This window comes from Limnospira sp. PMC 1279.21 (assembly GCF_032349615.1).
In the GTDB taxonomy this organism is placed as follows: domain Bacteria; phylum Cyanobacteriota; class Cyanobacteriia; order Cyanobacteriales; family Microcoleaceae; genus Limnospira; species Limnospira fusiformis.
On record NZ_JARPLU010000019.1, the window covers coordinates 1 to 17,550 of the forward strand.

Consider the following 17,550-nt stretch of genomic DNA (forward strand, 5'->3'; position numbering starts at 1 on the left):
TGCATTCCCAGCTAGGTGGCTCAAAAGTGTTCCGATGTCCGGAGTGCGGGTTCACTCTACCCAGGGACTGGAACGGTGCTTTTGGAATCTTTCTAAAAGCTTTGCGGGATACCGCCTCTGTTACCTTAACGGGTAATAGTGCTATCGTCGCATTGTCAGGCAATAGCCGGATAAATGTCGCGTAAATGTATCAGTTTGGTGAGATGATAGCCTTAGCTTAAAATCGAACTATAATATGTAAAATTTTGTTAATCATCCAGCCTGAGTTGGCAAACCCATGACCTCTCGCACTCTTCTATTTTCGACCGTTGAAGCAGACCTAAAACTGCTAACCGATAACCTGAAACAACTGGTGGGCGCTCGTCACCCGATCCTGTATGCAGCAGCAGAGCATTTATTTAGCGTACAGGGAAAACGGGTGCGTCCGGCGATCGTGCTGCTAATATCTAGGGCAACCATGCCCGATCACGAAATCATACCTAAGCACCGCCGTCTGGCTGAAATCACAGAAATGATCCATACTGCTAGTTTGGTTCATGATGACGTGGTGGATGAATCAGAACTGCGGCGGGGTGTCCCGACAGTTCACAGTTTGTTTAATAACCGGGTGGCGGTTTTAGCCGGAGACTTCCTATTTGCCCAGTCCTCCTGGTATTTAGCCAACCTGGATAACTTAGAGGTAGTTAAACTTCTGTCACAGGTGATCATGGATCTGGCAGAGGGAGAAATTCAACAGGGACTAAATCGATTTGACACTAGCTTGTCCATTGAAGCCTATCTCGAAAAGAGTTACTACAAGACAGCATCTTTAATCGCCAATAGCTCTAAGGCGGCTGGTCTGTTAAGTGGAGTGTCAGCAGAACTAGCAGAAGATTTGTATAAATATGGTCGTAATATTGGCTTGGCGTTTCAAATTGTCGATGATATTTTAGACTTTACAGGTTCGACGGAATCTCTAGGTAAACCGGCTGCTTCGGATCTCAAAAGCGGAAACCTGACAGCCCCGACGCTGTTTGCTTTGGCAGAAAAGCCTTTTCTGGAAACTCTGATCGATCGCGAATTTGCTCAAGATGGGGACTTGGAACAGGCGATCGCCTTAATTCAAGAAAGTTCTGGGATTGAGAAATCCCGAGAACTCGCCATCCACCACGCCCAAGTCGCCGTAGAACATATCAAGCAGTTACCCCCTTCGGAGTCTCGTCAAGCTCTGGTGGAATTAGGGGACTATGTGGTGAGTAGAATATACTGATTTATTAGGTTCGGTGGGGGTGGCGACATCTCCCCCATCAGGGATTTGGTATCAATTTCCATGGTGAAAATTGCCAGTTGGGGAGACTTTGGTTATACCAAAACCCGGAGAGTATGGGCCGCCTGATTCAGGTTTTGAGTACCGACTTGGGTTTGTTGAATGCCACTAGCGGTTTCCACTGCTGCATGATTAATAGCATTGGTAGCTGTGACAATTTGCTGAATAGCGATCGCCTGTTGTTCAGAGATTTGAGCAATTTTTTGATTACTCGCGACCACATTTTTAATGCCATCAGCCACCTCTACAAATACATTAGCAGTATTTTCCGTCATTTTCATACCCACCTTAACGTTTTCTGTTCCCTTTTGTGCAGCTTCAATGGTAGATTTCAGGGAATTTTGAATCAGACCAACCAAATTATCAATCTCCCTAGCTGAGTTTCGGCTTTGGTCTGATAACTTACGAACCTCCAGCGCCACCAAACCAAATCCGCGACCGGCTTCTCCCGCACGCACAGCTTCAACAGAGGCATTCAGAGCCAATATATTTGTCTGATTAGCTAAACTAGATACCAAATTCGATATAGTGCTTATTTCCGCCGTATGCTGTCTCAAAACCTCAATTTGTTCTGAGATATTTTCGACATTATTAGTTAATTCAGCAATACTTGCCAAGTTTTGTTGGACTACTTGATTGCCATGTTCACTGATGTCTAAAACCTGTTGAGCCTTTCCTAAAGCGTGATCAGCATCCTCCGCTGATTGTTTAGCCCCTTCGCTAATTTGTTGAATAGCATTAGTAGTTTGATTAATGGAAACAGCTTGACTGCTGGCTAGTCTCTGCTGTTGTTCAGTAGCCACGGCAATTTCTGCTGAGGAGGTAGCCAGAACCTGTGTAACTTGTTGAATAGGATTCATAATCACACGAATCACAATAAAGCTAGTTATAGAGCCAATGGTGATTACCAGCAAAAAATTACCCCAATTAATGATTATTGCTAAATTTTCGAATACTTGATAACGCTCATTTCGGTCAATCAATAAATTTTGTTCCTCCTCAATCATCCTATTAATTTCACTGCGAATATTATCCATAAGTTGCTTACCAATTCCCGAATTAACCCAGGCTAAAAATTGTTCTGATTCTCCGGATCTAACTGAATTTATGGTTTGTTCAAGTAGCGCCAATTTTTGGTTAGTTAAGTTTTGAAGATTGGTTAATCTCTGGGTTTGTATGGAATTACCTTGCAGCAATTGAGATAAAGTGTCTAAATTACCCTCGATTTTTGTATTAGCTGAATAATAGGGTTCCAAAAAACCTTGGTCTTTGGTAATAATGAATCCCCTTTGAGAGCTTTCTGCATCGACCAAATTTTTGTAAATATCCTGCAAATTCAGCTTAACTTCGTAGGTATGAACTACCAACTTAAAGGATTGATCTAGAGTTCTTTGTTGCCACTCTTCCACTAAGGTACTGATGCCGACTAATAAAAAAATTGCACTAAATCCTAGATATATTACTTGATTAATTTTCATAATACAAAGCTGCCAGATTTTGGTGAGAAATAGTTGACCGTGTGAGCAGTTTTGATGAACGGAAATTGCTGCCTGACCCCACCCGAATCCTAGGTGGAAATAGCAGATGCAAGGGGCTGATTTAGGGAAAATTTTTGGGGGTTAATTAACAGTCACTATAATTATATAAAATACCTGTGATTTTGACAATTAAGAAACCATTAAGAAACGGAGTTTTGAGGGTCAAGGGAAGGAGAAAGTGGTACGGGGGTAAGGGGACTGATTTAAGCAATATCTGGAGGGATAGGGCGAGACTTAGAGCGACGCAGAGACTGATATTGTTGTAGGTAAACTTGGATAGTATCCTGTACATCTTGGCGTTTAACCTCAGTAGCAGCGTCAAGATGACCAGGCTGGTCAAAGAAAATAAAACTATCTAGTTGGGGGATAGCGATCGCCTGAAACAAAATGTGGGTAACGGGAACGGGGACAGCGACCACAGAAGTGGAAAGATCTATCCTAGAGTGAACGGAAGCATCATCTAAACTAGAAAAAGCATAAATAACTTGCTTTTGTAGATCGGGATTATCCACATTACCGAGAGTAGTTAATACCAAATTTTGGTCAAGACTGGTCAAAATAAAATACTGTAGGTGTGCTAATTGAGCGGCCAGTAATTTGAGACCGGGAGCGATCGCCTTAATAATGTCAGGAGTAGAACCATCCTGGGGGGCATTTTCAATCAAGGCTTGAATTTGTTGGTCGAAATCCATTGTTAAACTTGAGTAAGTGCTGATTTTCGCGCTACATGATAACCGAGAAAACCCCAATTGATCAGGTAGGCGACTAGAAAATTGCCGGTGTTGTGATCGTAACTAAACACAACCCGGTTGGGAAACCCTCCGGAAACTCAGAGGCTTTACTGGAAAGCATAGGTTAGGGTCATTGTTACTAAAATTATCATCATGGGGGAAATCTGCCAGAGCCATAAAATTTTTCAACGGTTGTCCGGTGAGCTAAAACAGGCCACCCAGGCATCTGAGCAGAACTGTCAGGATATCGCTTGGCGCTTAACAGAAGAAGCAATTCGGATCTGTACAGAAAGCCAGCGCATCCAAGCCTCGGGGGATGTGGAGACTTGGGCGATGACACTCGCACAGCATCGCTTACAACAATGTCTTCACTATTATAAACTCAGGTCAAAGCAGGCACCGTTGGAACTCCACAGCACTCTCAGTGCCATTATCTATCGATATATCACACCGCGCCAGGTTCAATCAAGTTATCACGCTAGATTGGAACTGATTAGGGACTTTTTACAGGGGTTTTATGTTGAATCACTAAATGCCTTCCGCAAGGAAAACCAAATTCCGGCCGATTATCGTCCCCAGACATTACTGGAACTAGCGGAATATCTAGCCTTTACGGAACGATATGGAAAACGGCGTATTCCTCTCGCCCGAGGTCGTAGTCAACAATTAATCATTCTACGATCGCAGACATTTTCTCAACAACAACCCAGAGAAGCGTTTGTGGATCTTGATCAAGCCGCAGAAGGTGGGATACAGGATTCTGATCAAACCTGGAACGACTCATCTGTACAAGAGGTGCGAGCCGCCATGGTGGCTGAGTCCAACGAACCAGAACTAGAATCCCTACGCCAAACGGTTGTGGAAGAGTTAATCGAATATCTTGAGGAACACAATCAAAAAGACTGTGCCGATTATTTCACCTTGCGAATGCAAGATTTGCCAACTCGAGAGATAGAGGCGATTTTGGGGCTAACCCCTCGCCAACGGGATTATCTTCAACAGCGATTTAAATATCATTTGTTGCGATTTGCTTTGAGTCATCGTTGGGAATTGGTGCATCAGTGGTTAGAAGCGGATTTAGATCGCAATTTGGGTTTACTCCCCCACCAGTGGGAGGATTTCCAGAGTCAACTTAGCCAAGATCAAAAGGATTTGCTAAGGTTAAAGCAAAAGGGGCTATCTGATCATGCGATCGCCGAAAATCTAGGTTGCAAGGCGACTCAAGTACAAAAGCGGTGGTTTAAAGTTTTGGAATTAGCCTGGGATCTTAGAAATCGTTCAGTGTCCGGAGCTAGTGCATCTACTGATGAATAACGAAATAAATCCAGATCGTCAACTCTCCGAGTGCCAGTTTTTCGAGGGGTCTGAATCACAACCCCTTGAGACTGCTTCCTCTGCTGCTGGTGAACCTGCTACCTCAGCAGATCAATTAGCAAATAGTTCTAGGGTCGAAGAACCAGGGTGGTCAGAAGCCGATCTACTGGACTATGAAGAGATTGACGTTTTCTACCCCAACGACGAACCAATTAAACTGGGAGAGATACCAACCGTGAAAGACAGATTTGAAAGCCTGTTAAAAAACAGGTTAAGAATTGAGATCCAAGAAAAACCACCGCTATTCCCTTGGGAAACTGAACTCGGCGCTGATGCTATTTACCCAGACGTGATTAGCGATCCGACTGTTCCCAATCCTTCTTGGTGGAATGCTCAAAGGGAAAACCTGAAATGGTCTACTTTTCTACCAGAAACGGTTTTTGCTGATCTTCTGACTCCGTGTCAGAAGGTTTTGCATTCAACCCTACAACAAGGCGCGAAACTGGTGGAAGCGGTGGAAAGTTTTTTCCCACAAGCCTCTGATTTGCTTAATGAATGGGCAGGTAGGCTGGTTTTAGGGGAAGTTCGCGATCCTGAATTGAACAAGCTACAACTCCCCCCCTATGAGACGGCTAATCAACAACAGCAAATGGTTTTGTTGCTACTGGCGGCGCGAGAAATCCTCGATACGCTGACGATAACTTGTTTTTTGAATAAGTCGGTAGGGCTTCAGGAGTGGCAAACTAGCTTAGGGCTGTTAACAGTACAAGCCCAATATCAGACCCGCGATTATGGCAATTGCTTAATGATTTTGGCTAAATTACCTGCCGGTGGATGTCTGCAATTGAAGGGAAATCATGGCGAAATCACGGCTAGACGCACCGAGGCTGGATATGTGACCATGGAGCTGGTAGATCCAGAGCCTAATCATATCTATCGACTCAATGTGTTGTTTTATGACTGCGAACAAAATCCCCTCTGTTTTGCCATTTACCCTCGGATGATGAGTTAAATTTTGATAGGTGAAGCTGATTTTCAGAAATATGGGTTACAGTAATCTGAGAGTGACTAGCAGATTTTCAAATCCATGACAGCCGATATCCCTATCTTCAGTCAATTGTGGCGACGGATCGAAGCAATACCTCAACCTGAGCCAGAGGACTCACTTCTGCTCCGCATTTTCGTGCAGTTATTGGTGGTTGTGGGCATTATTGCTACTGATGTGGCGATCGAGGAGCCACTAAATCTATGGGCGATCCCTGTCAGTTTGGTGGGGGCGACCTGGAGTTGGTTTCGTCGTCGTCATCGTAATGTGCCAATTAAATTTTGTATTGCTATTGGTATGTTGGTAGCAATGGCGGTTTTTTTCAGTCGTCTAGTGCTGGAGTTGATCGATACCAGGATTGTTTTGGCACAACTGTTAATTAATTTGCAGGTTCTCCATAGCTTTGATCTGCCACGACGCAAGGATCTGGGCTATTCAATGGTCATTGGCTTGATTTTAATGGGGGTGGCTGGTACTCTTAGCCAAACTTTGACTTTTGGGCCGGTGATTTTGGTGTTTTTGGCGCTCTCGTTGCCAACTTTAATCTTAGATTACCGTTCCCGGTTGGGATTGGAAAAGTTGAACCCCTCGGAGGCTAGTTCTCCTAAATTGAGGATTCCTTCTAACTTGAATTTCAAGTTTTTGGGGGTTAGCTTTCTGGCTATTGTGGCTTTGGGATTGGTGATTTTTGCCCTTCTCCCTCGGTTTCCTGGCTATCAACTGCGGAACTTTCCGATGAGTTCCCCTATTCAAATGCCACGAGGGGAATTTGATGGCAGACAAATTTTTAACCCTGGTTATACGGGGGATTCTGGAGATGGCACGGGGTCGGGAATTGGACAAAATCAGGAGTCGGGGGCGGGTGTTTTAGATGAGGTTCAATATTATGGTTTTAACACTCGGATTAATCAGAATCTTAGGGGAAATTTAAGGCCGCAGGTTGTGCTGAGGGTTCGATCGCAAGCACGGGGATTTTTTCGGGTGATCGGCTTTGATAAGTACACGGGTCAGGGGTGGGAAATTTCCCGCAATGACCAGGTAGAAACTGTCCGACGCTTATGGTGGTCCTATCAGTTTAATCTGTTTCCGCCACCGACACAGGCTAGAACTAGGGAGGTGATCCAAAGTTATACGGCGGTGATTCAATTACCTAATTTAATCCCGGCTTTAAAACAGGCTAAACAATTGTATTTCCCGACTGAGGAAATTGCGATCGACCGAGAGGGAACTTTGCGATCGCCTTTGATGTTGCGGGAGGGATTAACCTATACGGTGATTTCCAGAGTCCCCTATCGTAACCGCACCCAGTTGGGTCAAGCCTCCACTGACTACACACAAGCTATTCGTGATTACTATTTGCAGGTTCCTGATGAAATTCGGGACAGGGTGCGACAAAGAACCGAGGAGATTTTGGCGGCGCGGAATCAATCCAACCCTGAGCAACAAGCCTTAACATCTCCCTATGAAATAGCCCTTTATTTAGCTCAATACTTAAAACAAAGCCCCGTTTATAAACTACAAGAAGACCCGCCTTTTTTGAGACCTGATGAGGATTTGGTGGAGGCGTTTTTGTTTGGCTATAAAGATAGTCCAGAGGGAGAAATTATCAGAGGCGGTTATCCAGATCACTTTGCGACGGTGTTAACCATTATGTTGCGTTCTATTGGCATTCCGGCGCGACTAACGGCGGGTTTTGAACCGGGTGAGTTTAACCCATTTACGGGGTTATATGTGATTAAAAATACTGATGCTCATGCGATGACGGAGGTTTATTTTCCTGAATATGGTTGGTTTGCTTTTAATCCCATTCCGGGGATGGATTTAATCCCGCCTTCTATTGAGGAAAATCAGACTTTTAGTGCGCTGAGGGCTTTTTGGAATTGGGTGGCGGGATGGCTACCTTCTCCGGTAACAAATAGTTTACAGAGGATATTGGCGACTATTTTCGGGGCGTTGGATACGGTTGTCGGCTGGTTTATCGATCTGTTTACTAGGGGGTGGGTTGGCTTGTTTACGGCGACGATAACTTTATCTGGTGTCGGGTTCCTAAGTTGGTTGCTGTGGGATGGATGGAAAAATTGGCGCGAGAGGCGACGCTTGGCTAAATTACCCCCGGAAGAAAGACTATATCAAAAACTGTTGGCATTATTAGCCCAACGGGGTTATCCGAAACATCCCGCCCAAACTCCGGTGGAGTATGCAGAGGCGATCGCTAATCAATGTTCTGTTGATGAAGCTGAGGCGATATCAGAAGTTTGTCAAACTTATGTGCATTGGCGATATGGACGCAGAAACACTAATTTAACTCAACTGCAACAGTTAGTTAAAAACTTGGAAAAAGCCGGGATTAAGCGATTTCAGCAACGATACAGACGCAGATAGTTAGTGGCTATTGTGTTCTGGGTAATTCGCGATCACATATTGGTTTCTGCCATTGTTTTTGGCTTGGTAAAGGGCGCGATCGGCATCAAAAAGAAGTTGGGTTGGTGATTGTTTGTGGCTGGGAATTTTACTGGCAATTCCCATACTCACAGTCACCCGTTGGAAGTTAGCAGGAATTGCGCCCGGCTGCATATTTAACTTGAACACAGCTTCCTGTATTTGTTGGCTAATTTCTACACCACCTTCTATGGGTGTGTTGGGTAATAAAATCACAAATTCTTCGCCACCATAACGGGCGACTAAATCCCTCGGTCGTTTCAGAGCATTTTTGATGGCATTAGCTACCCTTTGCAGGCATTTATCCCCGGCAATGTGTCCATAAGTGTCATTATAACACTTAAAATAATCAATATCACACATGATTATTGATAGGGGTTGTTTTTCCCGTTGCAGTTGTAACCATTCCTGCTGTAAAATATGATCAAAATGGCGGCGGTTAGCGATTCCGGTCAGAGAATCGAGATTGTAGACTTTCTCGAGTTCCTCATGGGCTATCTGAAGCTGATGATATAGTTCGCCTTGTTGAATGGCGATCGCTAACTGTTCTGTTAGTTGTTTCAGCATATCGATTTCTGCGGGTTTATAGTTGTTATCTTCTGAGGAAAAATAAGCGATAAGTAGTCCCCAAAGTTGCTCGGCTTCTAACCAAATGGGGAAGATTAAATGAGTCGGTCCTTGAAATTTTTGCCACCTTTCCACAGAAGCATTAATTTTTCCGGTGCGACAAGATTGGGCAATTTCCAAAATTATTTGGTCAATTTTGATAGTCATGACCGGATCTATTGCACAAAAAAGTAGGTCAGAGTCCCTAGATAGTTCCCTAGAATGAGCGATGATTTCATAACTCCAATTTAACTGGAATTTGCAAACTAAAACTATGTCATTTCCCAGAAATTTGGAGACTTCGACAACGGTGGTATTAAGGATATCCTGAACATGGAGCGATCGCCTGATTCTATTGGTGACTTTTGATAAGATATCCTGTCTCTCAGATTGTTGTTGAATGGCAAGTTCTGCCTGTTTTAATGAGGTTAAATCTCGGACAGTGACAATCACTTCATTTACTGTGCCATCAGGTTGCAAAATCGGGGAATAGGTGGCTCCGATAAACCTGGGTTCTCCCGGAAAACTTAACCAGGCTTCATAGCGGACTATTTCTCCGGCTAGACATCTATCAAATAGAGGCTTAACTATTTCATTAAAAATCTGTTTACCTAATACATTTTCTATGATATTGCCAATAATAAAATCCTCGGATTTTCCGGTTAAATTGGCGTAGGTTTGATTAACAATTTGGTAAATATAATCCCGATTAATTAAGGCGATCGCTTCCGCAGTCGTGGCAACAATACCCTGGAAACGCCGCAGATTTTCTTCATATTTTTTGCGTGCAGTAATATCAAAAACAATGCCATGCCAAATATTACCTTCTGGGGTTGATTGGGGTTGAGCATTACATTCTACCCACTTCATTTTTCCCGAATTAGTAATAACCCGACCTTGCCAATACCAGGGTAAAAATTCCTGCAAAGATTGTTGCATTGATTCACGCAAAGACGGTAAATCATCTGGGTGGATTAAGTTAATCAGAGAATTGATGTCTGCCAGAATAGTATTAGCTTCTAATTCAAAGATATCAAAGCAGTGATGACTCACAAATTTAAAATCAGGCAGATTTTGGGAGTTGTTTGGACAGTAACTATAGACCATTCCCGGCATATTAGTTACCAATGCTTCAAACTTGGCTTGACTAAGTTTTAGGGAGGTTTCGGCTTGTTTACGGTCAGTTACATCTCTGGAAATACAAAGGATAGATGTAAGATTTTTGCCTTGGTTAATTTCTGGGACGATCGCCATTTCAAAATAGCGCCAACCATTAACTGTCTCAGCTTCAAATTCAATAATCTGTTTTTCACCAGTTGTTAATAACCGATTCGCCGCCGCCTCCCAATTCTCAGCCATGGCTGCCGAAAATGGCAAATCCCGGCAAGTTTTGCCAATCCAAGTCTGTAGAGGAATTTCGGTTAATTGGCTTAAAATGGGACTGACATAAATATGTTTAAAACTGGTATCAAAGCGTTGAATAATATCCGGGGAATTTTCGATGAGGGTTTGATATTGTCTTTGGGAGTCTAGGAGGATGGCTTCTATTTGCTGTCTGTGGATGATTTCATTTTGCAGTTGCTGGTTAATTTTTTGGGTTTTGCCAGCATAACGCCAAGCATATTGACCTAAATAGACGGTGAGTGCCATAGTCCCAACTATGATTAAACCTGCTGATAAAACCAGGGTAGGAAGGGGAGATTTTTCCTCTTCAATCCAAGCAGGTTGCGGAGAAATTTGGACTGTCCAATCGGCTCCATAGGCGCGGACAATTGAGGTTTTTTGAAAGGGAGATTCTGAGAAATCACCATTGCTATAAACTAAATCCCCACGGTCATATATTTGAATCGTATACAAGGGAGATATGGGCAAAATCCCATCAAAGAAAGATGTAAATTCAAAGACTCCCACAATAAACCCATCATGGCGCTCATTCACAAACAAAGGAATAATTACTAGAAATCCCTCGCCACCCTGAACTAATGAAATATGTTTACTCAGGATAATCTGATTGAGGTCTCTGGCTACTTGTAAACTAATTCGGCGACGGGGTTCTTGTGTCCAATCCATATCCTGGACTTGTTCGTTTCCCTCTAAAGGAACTATCCAACGGACGATAAAAGATGGATCTACCCAGAGTATGGCTTGATAGCCATGAGTATCATCTAAATAGTTGCTGACATCAGCTTCCCAAAATTCTCGGGAAGTGCCATTACTGAGTTCCCAACGCTTGGCGATACGATTTAGGGATACAATGTGGCTGGATAACTCTCGATTGAGGATAGACTGGATACTGTTGGCTTGTTGTTGCACCAGTTGTGCAAAATGCCGTTGCTCTCGGATGTAGAGTTTGTGCCAAATCAGCAGCACGGCGAGAGTGGCGATCGCACCAATGAATAAAGCTAACCAGCAGTATTTAAATCGCCTCTTAATGGACTGTAACCATCGATGTAAATGTGACAAGACCGCTGACCCCCATATAATAAGAGTCTATATTTGGTATATTATAGCCCTTGGGGTTCCCGTAGAGAGTTACGGCTGTACATATTGTAATGGCGTTTATTGGGATGATGTTGGCTTTTTGGCAGCTAAAATCAGGGTTAAATCATCATCGGTGCGCTGATTTACCCTAGGCGATCGCAAAAATGAAATTAACTGTTGTTCGGCTTCTGTGCGATCGCAGATAGTTTCCACAAATTGAAATAAAGGAGAAAAAAACGGAGCGTGCGGTTTTCCTTCAGGCATTTTTAATCCCAACATTTGTAAACCATCGGAAAATATAGCCAAATACTTAGGCATTCCAGACCATACCTGAATTTGAGCAGATTCTAACGCATTCGGGGAAACCAGAAAGGTGGTTTCGTTTAAATATTCTCCACTGGCGGGAATAGTTAAAGCCATCAAAGTTCCCTGTTGATCTTCAACTACCACCGCGCCATCACCTATCTGAACTACAGCAATGGTGGAAGCGGTAATCACCCCTAAAATTAATGTCGTTGCTAGTTCCCGCGCCAATATATCCCTGTGGTCGGCTTCGGCTTCGATCGCCTGTTTGGTTTGGCTAACAACAGCTAACAATTGACTGTTCCAGTCCACGGCGGCGGTGTCATCGACGGAGGATAGATACTCTTCGATTAATTGGGTGGCGGTTTTAACTGCTAGTTGGGCTCCCACATCAGCAAGGGAAGCTGAACCCGCACCATCGGCTACAGCGACAATAAATTGATGGGGGTCAATCTCCCGATAGATATGAGCATCTTGACAGGGAATGGCTTGCTTTTCGTGACTGGTTCCCGCCACGGAAGCTGAGATAATTTGCCAGTAGGCAGAATTTGGGTTCATGGTAAAAGTCTGCGATCGCATGAGTTTTTGGCTAGACAGTTCCCCATCCTGGCGGTGGTAGGGCTACCTGTTCGTCAACTTTGGAGTGAGAAACTGTTTGCATACTGGCGGATAGCCAAATGAACATTTCCCGAAAATCTAACCCTTTCAGTTTCAGGGGGGTTCGTTGAGCAATCTCTCCTAAGCGCTCCATATTCGCCCCTTCTACGCCTACCGCAAAGAATGCGACCTGTTTGTTGGCTTCCTCGTCTCGAATGCGTTTAATGGCCTGTTCTGTGATGCGATCGCTTTCTCCCTGGGGTTCGCCGTCGGTAATCATGAACACCCAAGGACGATAGTAGGTAATCCCATTATTGCGATACTCGGCTTTGCGACTGGCAATCATGTCTAAAGCCTCCCCTATGGCTGTTCCCATATAGGTTTGACCCTGGGCGTTTAACAGGGGGGGTTCAAAGCGATCGGCTGTGACAAAATCCTGGATGATTTTTACCTGGTTATCAAAGGTGATGATGGCGATCTCGACCCGTTTTTTCGCGAGTTCGTCTTTGATTAGGTTCTCCCTAAAAGTCATTAATCCTGCATTGAGACCATCTAGGGGTTCTCCCTGCATAGATGCTGATGTGTCTAGCAATAACACACAGGGACACCGGGGTTCCGGGTTTTCGGCAAATTCAACCGCTTCCTCAAGTCTCATATTTTGATTTTTGACTCTGACCATCCACATCACCTAGGATATCAGTCAATTATCAACAATTAAGAATCCACAAAGTGGCGTTTTTGTCAATAGGCATAAAAAAGGCGATCGCTTTTGGCCAGAAAACTCGTGCATCGCCAGTTTAATATTTTCGTGAGAAAATAATGTTAATCGCGATATAATCGGGGTTGTAGGCTCTATTTTTGCATAAGGACAGAGTAATCCCTTGGGTGAGATTTATTTGATGGTATCATAACCCCCAGAATCTCGTCAACTTTTTGCGAGCAATTTTCCATAAATCTGTAATAATTCTTAACAGTCTTTTGAAAATCCAATACCTTGGGGATTGTAGATTATCAGAAATTATGAATAGCCAGCTATATCAATAGTCTGTTTAGGAAGATTAGCTATAATAGTCGCTAATTAATTATTAGATAGCAAATGATGATTAGCAATAAAGAAAGAATTGGGGACGCTTTAGAGTTATTAGCTGAGGGCTTATATCCTCCGTTTAAACAGGAAATGACAAACAAATATTCAGACCAATGGCAGGAGGAAGCTCAAAAATATATCACCAAATACAAAAACATGAAAAAGCGAGAATTGGAGGAGAGGCTATCTCAAGATATCGGAGCATTACTGCAAGTTATATCGAATAAATGGGATAGTATTTTTAAAAACAATGAAAATGTGGATAATCAACATAGGGGGATAATATTTGAGTTAATTCAACTTAGGAATAACTGGGCTCATGGGAATGAATTTTCTCACCGATATACGGAACGTGCTATAGATAACATGGTGCTGCTGTTGACGGCTTTTCAGGCTGAAAACTCCATAATTAATCAATTAAAACAACATCAGGAGATTATGTTAAGTAAAATTATCGAAGACCAAAATATGGATCCTGACCGAGAAAAAAAACTGCGGCGAGAATTATCGAAATTGCTGAAAAAAATACCTTTTCAAAATGTGGATTTACTCAATCACGCCTTAACTCACAGTTCCTATCTATATGAACACCCGAAGGAAGTTAAGCGGGATAATGAATTGTTGGAGTTTTTGGGGGATTCGGTGTTAAATTTTATATCGGGGGAGTATCTTTATAATAAGTATAAAAGTGTCAGGAATGAAGGTGATTTAACTAAGTTGCGATCGGCTTTGGTGGAAAATAAGCAGTTGGCTAAGTTTGCGGAAAAATTAGCCCTACAACAATATATCAGATTAGGGAAAGGGGCGGCGCTAAATCCTTCCTTATTAAGCAATACGTTTGAGGCGATGATTGGGGCTTATTTTTTGGATTCTGGGATGAAGAAAGTACAGGAATTTCTACAACCTTTGTTCGATTCGGTGATAGCTGAAATTACTTCGCTTTCTCAAGGTAATTCGGGGAAAGTGGCGGCGGACTCGAAAAATAGATTACAGGAATGGGTGCAAAAAAATATAGGTCCAATTACACCAGAATATGAAACAATTAAGGAGGAAGGAGCCGACCACAAAAAACAGTTCACTGTCCAGGTTATGGTTCAGGGTAAGGTTTATGGAGAGGGTAAAGGTTCCAGTAAAAAAGAGGCTAGTAAAAAGGCGGCTGAAAAGGCTCTGGCTAAAATCCATAAACTGGGTTTATAATAGTGGTATTTGCACAGATGGACAAGGTTAAATTTTGATTAAATGGGAGTGACTGTAAAATGTCAAATTATGAAAATGTGCAACCGGAAGTTATCCGACTCAATGAAAAAGCGGTTTCCTATTTAAATGAAAGAAATTGGGGGGAGTCGATTAACTGTTGTGAACAAGCGTTAAAAATCGACCCTAATTTTGCGTTGTCTTATAAAACTTTGGGGACGATAAGACAGTTACAAGGGGATTTTCTGGCGGCGGAGTCTTGTTATCATAGTGCTTTGAAAATCGCGCCTAATTTTGCGGAAGTTTATGCTAATTTAGGAAGTCTTTACGCCCAAAATAAACGCTGGAATGAGGCGATAAATGCCTATGAAAAGGCTCTGGAAATTCGCCCTAATATGGCGGGGTTCTATCGTAATTTGGCTAAGGTGTTTACCCAATGTGGTCAGCCGGAAAAGGCTACAGAATATTGGTGTAAAGCTATTTTGTTAAGTGCTGACCCGGTGAGTTTTCAAGATTATCTGAATTTGGGGAATCAGTTACAACAGCAACAGCAATTAGAAAAGGCGATCGCTATTTATCAAAAAGCAATTGTCAATTATCCTAATCAATCGGATGTATTTTATCATCATTTAGGGGGAATTTTTAAACAACAGGAAAGGTGGGAAGAGGCGGTGAAATGCTATCAAAAGGCTATCGAAATTAACCCGAACCAGTTTTACTATTATTATGGACTAGCCCAAGTTTTGAAAACTCAGGAAAAATGGTCGGAATTAATTCCGGTCTGTGGTCAGGCGATCGCTTTAAAACCTGATGTAGATTGGCTGTATATGAGTTTAGGAGATAGCTTACTAGAAACGGGAGAAATTGAAGAAGCGATCGCTAATTATCGCCAAGCCATTACACTCAATCCTCAACTTTCTTGGTTACATCAAAAATTAGGTCACGCACTGAAATTAGCAGGTCATATTGATGAGGCGATCGCGGCTTATCAAAAAGCGATCGAACTGAAACCAGAGTTAATATGGCTTTATGAGATTCTCGCACAACTGTTAACCGAAAAGCAACGTTGGCAAGAATTACAAGACCTATGTATAGAGGGATTAAAACGGAAGCCAGACTTGCTCAAAGCCTATCATCATTTTGCCCAAATATTAGCCCATAGAGGTTTAATTGAGGATGCCAATAATGCCCTAAACTTCAAAAAATTATCATCAAAATTTATCCGAGAAATATTGCCTAATTTATCAGAAAAAACCACAACCAGCCCAACCCATCCTAGTGTTCAATATATCCTCATATACCCAGCTAAGACTATTGAGATTAAACCCGCTAATATTTTAATTACCAACCTTCCCGAAACATTTACAACCTGTCAGATATCAACCGGAGATTTCGGCGTGGCTATTGTCGAAAATGGGCGCGTGTGGGGAGATATGGCGACCAGTGCAGTTTTCACAGATGATGGCAAATTAGTCACTGATTTAGCTAGTGGTGGGGCGGAGTTTGTCGCCGTATCCGAACACCTACCGCCACCCCATGAAATTGATGGTGTGGTTGCCTTTTTATCCGTGCGTTTTGGGGCGGGATATTTTCACTGGATGTTAGATATTATCGCCCGTTTTCATTTATTAGAAGCTGCGGGAATTGACCTGAACTCAATTGATAAATTTGTGGTAAATGCTTGGGAGACACCTTACCAGAAACAGGCTTTAGAGACCCTCAAAATTCCACCCGAAAAAATCATCAGCAATAAAGATATCAATCATCTGAAAGCCGCGCAAATAATTATCCCAACTCCTAACCTTTCATCCCACCGAGGCTTACAAATTAGCCAGTGGAATTGTGATTTTCTCAAACACACTTTTTGTCCGAGTCTGGGGGATACTAAACAGCGAATTTATATAGATCGCACCTTAGCACAATCTCGCCAGGTCTTGAATAATTCCCAGGTGATAGAATGCCTAACACAGTTTAATATTAAACCAGTACAATTAGAATCAATGACTCTTGAACAACAAGCGGAACTTTTCGCTACTTCCGAAGTGATTATTAGTCCCCACGGTGCGGGACTAACTAATTTAGCTTTCTGTCAAACTGGTACTACAGTTATTGAAATCTTATCCCCAGATTATTGTCCGTCAATTTATCGATTATTGAGTGGTATTTGTGAACTGGAATATTATCCTATATTAGGAGATAATTTGCCGGAAAATGAACCGAAACTTATCGGCAAAAATATTAATATTGTCATCAATATCGACAGGCTTATGCAGACAATTCAAGCCGCTGGTTTAGCTTAATCTTAAAAATAGGGCGGCATATACAGCAACGGACATCCCGCCCATTTCACCAGTTACTCAATTGATAGCCTTTATATAATCCATATTTGAGGATTTCCAAGGGTTATACTTTGGTACTATACCCGCAGTAATAAATCTCCGGTTTATTGACTCCCCATGGATAGTTAAATTGTGGTTAAAAGATTACTGAGACTGGTTATTCCTGGGAACAGACATAATCAATCATATTAGATGTGGCGTGACTGTTTGGGGAATATACTTCATCGTAACCGCTGACATACCAGGTGCGTGAGTCACAGTAAGCTATTGCATAGATGGTTTCTTCACCAATGCTATAAATAAATCTCAGCCCTTCCCGGTTCCGTGAAATACTATCAGCATCTACATATACATCTTCCCCGGTGGCAGCCTCACCCATAAAAATCCAATTTTCCGCCCAAGCTGGGACAATTCCCCAAGAAAATGCGGTCACAGCTATACCTGCCATTAAAGACCAAGATTTGGTTTTCATGAAACCTATTGCTCAAGTTTGTTTGTAGTTTGAGCATAACTTAACTTTGCTAAAAAGTCTCTAGGAAAAATCAAGATTTACCAACAAATTAAGGGAGG

The 17,550-nt window shown here is 42.6% G+C and carries 12 protein-coding genes and 1 pseudogene; 7 read left to right on the forward strand and 6 right to left on the reverse strand.

Annotated features, from left to right (window positions below; translation table 11 throughout):
* Positions 1-185, forward strand: a pseudogene (locus P5683_RS04935) (hypothetical protein); the annotation flags it as partial.
* A gap of 92 nt (positions 186-277) precedes the next feature.
* Positions 278-1,249, forward strand: a complete 972-nt coding sequence (gene sds / locus P5683_RS04940) for a solanesyl diphosphate synthase (RefSeq protein WP_006625848.1) — start codon at positions 278-280, stop codon at positions 1,247-1,249.
* A 92-nt stretch (positions 1,250-1,341) separates the two neighbouring features.
* On the opposite strand, the gene P5683_RS04945 is transcribed toward sds, so the two are convergent.
* Positions 1,342-2,784, reverse strand: coding sequence for a CHASE3 domain-containing protein (locus P5683_RS04945; RefSeq protein ID WP_006625847.1), 1,443 nt, complete (start codon positions 2,782-2,784; stop codon positions 1,342-1,344).
* A 263-nt stretch (positions 2,785-3,047) separates the two neighbouring features.
* Entirely contained in the window at positions 3,048-3,536 is a 489-nt protein-coding gene (locus tag P5683_RS04950; protein WP_006625846.1) for a hypothetical protein, read from the reverse strand.
* Positions 3,537-3,728: 192 nt separating this feature from the next.
* On the opposite strand from P5683_RS04950, the gene hetZ reads away from it, so the two are divergent.
* The 3 genes from hetZ to P5683_RS04965 all read left to right on the forward strand — a co-directional run bounded on the left by hetZ (position 3,729) and on the right by P5683_RS04965 (position 8,316).
* Positions 3,729-4,889, forward strand: coding sequence for a heterocyst differentiation protein HetZ (hetZ, locus tag P5683_RS04955; RefSeq protein ID WP_006625845.1), 1,161 nt, complete (start codon positions 3,729-3,731; stop codon positions 4,887-4,889).
* Entirely contained in the window at positions 4,882-5,901 is a 1,020-nt protein-coding gene (locus tag P5683_RS04960; protein ID WP_006669685.1) for a hypothetical protein, read from the forward strand. Before hetZ ends, P5683_RS04960 begins: the two co-directional genes overlap by 8 nt.
* Before the next feature lie 75 nt (positions 5,902-5,976).
* Positions 5,977-8,316, forward strand: coding sequence for a DUF3488 and DUF4129 domain-containing transglutaminase family protein (locus P5683_RS04965; RefSeq protein WP_315644840.1), 2,340 nt, complete (start codon positions 5,977-5,979; stop codon positions 8,314-8,316).
* On the opposite strand, the gene P5683_RS04970 is transcribed toward P5683_RS04965, so the two are convergent.
* The 3 genes from P5683_RS04970 to P5683_RS04980 form a co-directional block, all read right to left on the reverse strand.
* Complete coding sequence (locus P5683_RS04970) at positions 8,317-11,442, reverse strand: diguanylate cyclase (protein WP_315639372.1); 3,126 nt, start codon at positions 11,440-11,442, stop codon at positions 8,317-8,319.
* Positions 11,443-11,538: 96 nt separating this feature from the next.
* Positions 11,539-12,321, reverse strand: a complete 783-nt coding sequence (locus P5683_RS04975) for a PP2C family serine/threonine-protein phosphatase (protein ID WP_006625841.1) — start codon at positions 12,319-12,321, stop codon at positions 11,539-11,541.
* Positions 12,322-12,352: 31 nt separating this feature from the next.
* Positions 12,353-13,015, reverse strand: coding sequence for a VWA domain-containing protein (locus P5683_RS04980; RefSeq protein WP_315644842.1), 663 nt, complete (start codon positions 13,013-13,015; stop codon positions 12,353-12,355).
* Between the two features lie 441 nt (positions 13,016-13,456).
* Between P5683_RS04980 and rnc the strand changes: the two genes are divergently transcribed.
* Both rnc and P5683_RS04990 read left to right on the forward strand, forming a co-directional pair.
* Positions 13,457-14,644 (forward strand): ribonuclease III, encoded by a 1,188-nt coding sequence (gene rnc, locus P5683_RS04985; RefSeq protein WP_006669688.1) that lies wholly within the window; start codon positions 13,457-13,459, stop codon positions 14,642-14,644.
* A 59-nt stretch (positions 14,645-14,703) separates the two neighbouring features.
* The gene (locus P5683_RS04990) at positions 14,704-16,941 is read left to right on the forward strand and encodes a tetratricopeptide repeat protein (protein WP_315644839.1); all 2,238 of its coding nucleotides are present in this window, start codon (positions 14,704-14,706) and stop codon (positions 16,939-16,941) included.
* A gap of 196 nt (positions 16,942-17,137) precedes the next feature.
* Here P5683_RS04990 and P5683_RS04995 read toward each other — a convergent pair whose 3' ends face one another.
* Positions 17,138-17,452, reverse strand: a complete 315-nt coding sequence (locus tag P5683_RS04995; RefSeq protein ID WP_046319806.1) for a hypothetical protein — start codon at positions 17,450-17,452, stop codon at positions 17,138-17,140.
* Positions 17,453-17,550: the final 98 nt, after the last annotated feature.